This window comes from Nonomuraea guangzhouensis (assembly GCF_019396345.1).
Taxonomy (GTDB): Bacteria; Actinomycetota; Actinomycetes; order Streptosporangiales; family Streptosporangiaceae; genus Nonomuraea; species Nonomuraea guangzhouensis.
The window spans coordinates 1-5322 of record NZ_JAHKRM010000094.1 but is presented as its reverse complement, the minus strand read 5'-3'; the positions used below and the strand labels follow the sequence as shown (position 1 = coordinate 5322).

Here is a 5322-nt window from a genome sequence, read left to right as displayed (position 1 = left end):
CATGCTCGTGGCTTCTCTGCTGTGATCTTCTTGCCTCGACAACAAGAAGGATCACCGAGAGCCACGAGCTCTCTCAAGCCCTCTGCACTCCGCGGAACCTCAAACCCCGATCAAGTTCGAAGAGCCGCCAACACCGACCCCGCGAGCAGTGCTTTTACCGTTGTTTTCATGAATACGAGTATCACTTGCGGCCAGGTGATGGTCGAGGGCATTGGCAGGGCATTTTAGGGTCATATCAATGGATAGTAAAGATTGCCAAGGGTCGCCCATGGTATTCGTGCATGGCGGATCGGCGTGATTCAGCAGGTCGAGGGACGAGCCATCGCAGCTGTGCTCTGCCTAGGCCAGGGCGATCGGCAATACCTGTTGATCAAGATCTTTAGTGGCCGGCCCGGCCGCGCGTGAGCCCGGCTCTTTGGTGACCTTGGTGCGGTGCCGGACGGTGGCGAAGGTGGATTCGATTACCGCTTGCTGGGCCGAAATTTCGATAAGTTGTTACTCGTTTAACCGACGTCTCAGGAGTTGCTCATGCCACCGCACGGTTCTCAGGACCAGGAGTCGGAGCTTCCCGGTCAGCGGCACGCGCCATACGGATACGCGAACATTCCGCCCGTCGCCGTACCGCGCGGTCAAGGGCTGGCGGTCACCGCGATCGTGATCAGCGTTATCGCATTCGTGGTCGCCTTGACGGCGACCTGGATCGTCGTCGGATGGTTTCTCATGACGGTGCCCATCGCGCTGATCGCCATCATCCTGTCCATTATCGCGCTGGTCGCCAAGCGCCAGGGCGGTAAAGGGCTCGCCGTCTGCGCGCTTCTCATCGCCATAGCCGCCGTGCCGATCTCGGCCGTCATGTTCAAATTCAGCAACCACTATGCAGTGTGTGCAACCCTTGCCGGCATGGAGTCGGACCTGTGCCCGTGAGGCCGTCGTCCACGACACCGGACTCCTTGACACGTGACACAGCATCGCCCGGGGAAGAGGGCCGGACGAGCGCGAGAATGCGCTCGGCGTTGGGCAGCAGTTCCTCGCCCGCCCGGGTCGGCGGTGACGAACGACCGCAGCAGTGCGGTCTCGAGGTCACGTGGCAAAGGCGTTCATTATGCCTGGTCCACTGAATTAGCGACTTACTTGGGTATTGCGGGTGATTTATCATCAAACCGGTGATCAGAATTCGACAGGTGCTCGCGGTGCCGGGGATGACGCCACTGCTGGGCATTTCGCTGGTCGCCCGTGCCGCGATCACGGCGGACGCGATGGCGCTGACGATGTACGTCGTGCTTGCCCTCGGCATGAGTTACGCGGCGGCGGGAGCCGTGGCGGCGGCGCTCACCGCCGGTGTCGCGCTGGGTGGGCCGCTGCTGGGTCGGATGATCGACCGGCGGGGCCTGCGTATCGTGCTGCTGGCCACGGTTGTGCCGCAGATCGTGTTCTGGCTGACCGTGCCTGTGCTGCCGTACGTGATCTTGCTGGGTGCCTCCTTCGCCGCCGGTCTGCTGATGGTGCCGGTCCAATCGGTTACCAGGCAGGCGATCGCCGCGATGACGACGGCAGAGCAGCGGCGGGCAGCGTTCGCGCTGGAGTCGGTGGTGGGCGAGCTGTCGTACATGGTGGGCCCGGCGGTGGTGATCCTGTGCGCGGCGAAGGTGTCCCCCGGCGTGGTGGCGTGGGGGGTGGGCGCCGCGATCGTCGCTGGCGGGGCAGGGATCGCCATGCTCAACCCGCCGCTGCGGGCCGAGGACGAGGCGGACGGCGACGCAGCAGGCCGGCCCCGGCGCCGGGAGTGGCTTGGAGCGCGCATGGTCGCTGTTTTGACGATGGGGTTCGGCGTCGCGATGCTGCTCAGCGGCGTCGACCTGGCCATCGTCGCCACTCTCCAAGAAGCCGGTCAGGTCTCGTGGGCGGCCGTGGTCGTCGTCGTGTTCGGGGTGACGTCCGTCGTGGGCGGTCTGGTGTACGGAGCGCTGCCCTGGGCGATGCCCACCTGGCTGCTGCTCGGCCTGCTGGGGCTGGTGACGATTCCGGCCGGACTTGCCCATGACTGGTCTTGGCTGTGTGTGGCCGTCATCGGTGCCGGACTGCTCACCGCACCGACCCTCTCCACGGTCTCCGACTCGGTGAGCCGGCTGGCGCCGGCCGGTGTGCGAGGTGAGGCGACCGGCCTGCAGGCCTCGGCGGCGAGCGCGGGGTTCGCGTTCGGCTCCCCGGTCGTGGGAGTGGCGATCGACGCGTCCGTGCCGGCGGGCGGCTTCGCGGCGGCCGGCCTGGCCGGCCTGCTCGCCGCACTGACGGGATACCTGCTCTCGCGCCGGTCACCCGCCGCCGCACCGTCTCGGTCGTCCTGATCGCAGGCACTCGAGCCCTGCGACGCCATTACGCTGGCCCCCCATGACGTCAGCCCAGTACGGCTATGGGCGTACGGCGCCGGTGACGAGCCAGGTACGGCCACGGGCACGCAGCCCGAGGGTCGTGAGCCAGGCCGCCATCCGGACACTGACGGGCAAGTCACGGCCAAGTCCTTGTTCCCCCGTTCAGCTTGCCATACGAAGATCACGGAAGGTTGAGACGCGGCTGGATCAGCGGACATTTGGCGGCCATATAGCGGGCATTTAGCGGGCATAGCAGATCATCGTGTTACCGGAGTGGCTAGAGTTGCCGCCGTACATATCCCCGCTCCCGCGAAGAACCATGCACGGGATTTTCATTCCCCATAGACACAGGCAGTACGAAGGGAAAGTTGATATGAGGGCGAGATTTGCCATTCTCGGGATGCTGGCGGCAGTTGTGGTCACCGCCGGATCCGGAGTTTCCGCCGCCCAGGCCGAGGCCGGTCAGCAGGCCGCGCTGGCTACCAAGCCGCTGGTACGCTACTTCGACGGTCTCAAGCACTACGTGACCAGCACTGGACGCCCCGGCCCGGCATATCGCGAGGAGAGCCGGGTGCCGATCCTCACGACGCCCGTGTCAGGCCTCACCAAGGTTATCTACAGTTGCCTGGCGGGCGACGCGGAGCGCGACCAATTCCTGACCGGCGAGGCCGACTGCGAGAACAGCGTCAGGCCCGTGAAGAACAATAAGCTAATACAGCAAGAGGGCTACCTCTACAAGCGCAGGCAACTGGCGGCCACGCAGCCGCTCTACCGGTGCTATGTCCCCCACACCCAGAGCCACTTCGTCTCCGTCCGCAGCGACTGCGAGAAGACTCCTACTTCCAACGTGATATCTGAAGGCGTCCTGGGATACTTCTCGCCCGTCGGCCGGTAGGGGTTCTCATCAAGGGCGGTTCAATTTAGCAGCGAGTTCACGCTCGCCAGAGAGAAGATATTTCGTGAAAGCAGGAAAGAAATCCGCGTGGCCGAAGTCGGCGCCCTGACAGCCGGTGCCCTGGCGGTGGCGCTGCTCGGCACGGCGAACGCCCAGGCGGCCCTGGACCATAAGGGGTCCGCTGGCCTGGCGATCAGCGCGAGCTCCGGTTCAGCATCCACGGCCGCTGCACCCTGCAGCAAACTAGCGAGCGCTAACCGCGACACCGTCCGGGTGTGGTTCTGTGACGGGACGCAGGGGACCGCACGCGGCTACCACGCCCAGGCCTTCATGACTTCAGGAGGTACGCTCACTCTTCGTAGCGCCAGTGGCGCGAATCTCCGCAGCATGAAGGCCACCCATGGGGGCGTTCTTTCGCAGTGGTACAACACCGGCGCTTTCAATACCTCCCGTGCCTCCGGTGGCCTTTATAAGGCCTGCACAGGAGTGTGTACTGCTGCACGTGCGTAGCAGTCCGTCGCGAGGCCCAGGGGAAATCTCACCCTTGGGCCTCCTGCAAAAGTGACAGTGGCCACCCGACCGTATGCGGTGGCTTGAAGCGAACGCCAGGTGTAGATCGTCTGGGTGCTGATGTCCAGTTCGGTGGCCGTGCGGCCCGCTTCGAGCAGGTCCAGCACCTTGCGCCGAAACTCCGGCGGGTAGCCCCGTCGCTCATGCCACTTTCCAGTCCCGTTCGAACGCTATGCCGACGACGCGGTCATGCACCGCGTCAGCCAACGCCAGGCCCGCCTGGTGCGGGAGGCGATTGCCGACAGGCTGTCCCCCAGGGCGGCGTTCGTATAGACAGTCAAATGATCAAGGCCTGGTTCTCGATCTTGAGAACCAGGCCTTGATCTGCAGCAACAGAATTTGAACCCGCGGCCTCTTCGTCCCGAACGAACCTCGGCATGCCGCGTTCCGACTGGACGCCTCAGAGTGACGAGCCCGTGCGGGCTCGGACGCCGTTGGCCAGGGCGACGCGGGACGAAACGCCCAGCCGGGCGTACACCTGGCTGATGTGATACTCCACCGTCTTGACGCTCAGCAGCAGCTCGCGGGCGATCTGCCGGTTGGTCAACCCGTTGGCGACCAGTTGGGCCACGGCGTCCTGCTGCGGGGTCAGGCCGAGCGCGGAGACCGCGTGCTGCTGCCCGCACGCCGCCAGCTCGATCTCGCAGCGTTGCGCGTACGGCACCGCCTCCAGGCGTTCCAGCTCCCGCAGCGCCTCCTTGAGCTGTTCGGCCGCCGCGGCTCGGCGGCCGAGCCTGCGCAGGAACGAGCCGTACGCCAGCAGAGTCCGCGCCCGCTCGAACGGCTCCTCGGTCTCCACGCACGCCGCCTCGAACGCCACCCGGGCCATCTCGATCTCATGCCCCGCCGCCAGCAGCCGAGCCCGGACGCCAGGAGAGCCGGCCGGTACGTCATCGGCCCTGCGCAGGTCGCCCTCCGTGATGAGCGCGTCCAGCAGCAGATCGGCCCAGGGCAGCAACCCGCGCTCGGCATTCGCCATCGCGTCGAGCGGAGCGGGCTGGGCGTGGGCGGTCGGGTCAGGCGATGAGGGAGCGATCGGGGCGTACGCGGTTGGATCGGGTAGAGCGGGCTGGGCGCAGGCGGCGTGGGGTGGAGCGGGCTGGGCGTACGCGATCGGGCCAGGCGATGAGGGAGCGGGCTCAGGGCGGGTGAACAGGTCGAGTAGCGGTGTCAGCAGGGTGATCACCTCGTCTGGCCGGTTCCGGGCCGCGGCCAGGTGGGCCGCGGCGAACGCGGGCCCGATGACCGCGACCGGCGCCGTCGCGTCCCTGGCCAGCCGCCGGGCCGCGTCGGCATGCTGTCCGGCGCGCCGCCAGTCGCCCCTGGCCGCGGGCACGAGTGACGCCACCGCGTGGGCGTGCGCGGACATCCAGCACGGGCCGAGCTCGTCGGCGATCGCGGCGGCGATCTGCCCCCGGGCCGCGGCGTCGTCCCAGCGGCCCTGCCGGTAGTCGGCCAGGCTGCTCATCGCGGCGATGAGCAGCCTGG

The 5322-nt window shown here is 66.6% G+C and carries 4 protein-coding genes; 3 read left to right on the top strand and 1 reads right to left on the bottom strand.

Features of this window, described 5'->3' with window-relative positions:
• Positions 1 to 528 precede the first annotated feature (528 nt).
• The 3 genes from KME78_RS63485 to KME78_RS63475 all read left to right on the top strand — a co-directional run bounded on the left by KME78_RS63485 (position 529) and on the right by KME78_RS63475 (position 3264).
• Positions 529 to 924 (top strand): hypothetical protein, encoded by a 396-nt coding sequence (locus KME78_RS63485; protein ID WP_219539928.1) that lies wholly within the window; start codon positions 529 to 531, stop codon positions 922 to 924.
• Between the two features lie 239 nt (positions 925 to 1163).
• On the top strand, positions 1164 to 2345 hold the full coding sequence (locus KME78_RS63480) for an MFS transporter (RefSeq protein WP_219539927.1): 1182 nt from the start codon (positions 1164 to 1166) through the stop codon (positions 2343 to 2345).
• A gap of 424 nt (positions 2346 to 2769) precedes the next feature.
• Positions 2770 to 3264: a hypothetical protein gene (locus tag KME78_RS63475; protein WP_219539926.1), complete on the top strand. Its 495-nt coding sequence runs from the start codon at positions 2770 to 2772 to the stop codon at positions 3262 to 3264.
• A 970-nt stretch (positions 3265 to 4234) separates the two neighbouring features.
• On the opposite strand, the gene KME78_RS63470 is transcribed toward KME78_RS63475, so the two are convergent.
• The coding region (locus KME78_RS63470; RefSeq protein ID WP_219539925.1) for a helix-turn-helix transcriptional regulator at positions 4235 to 5322 on the bottom strand (1088 nt) is incomplete at its 5' end.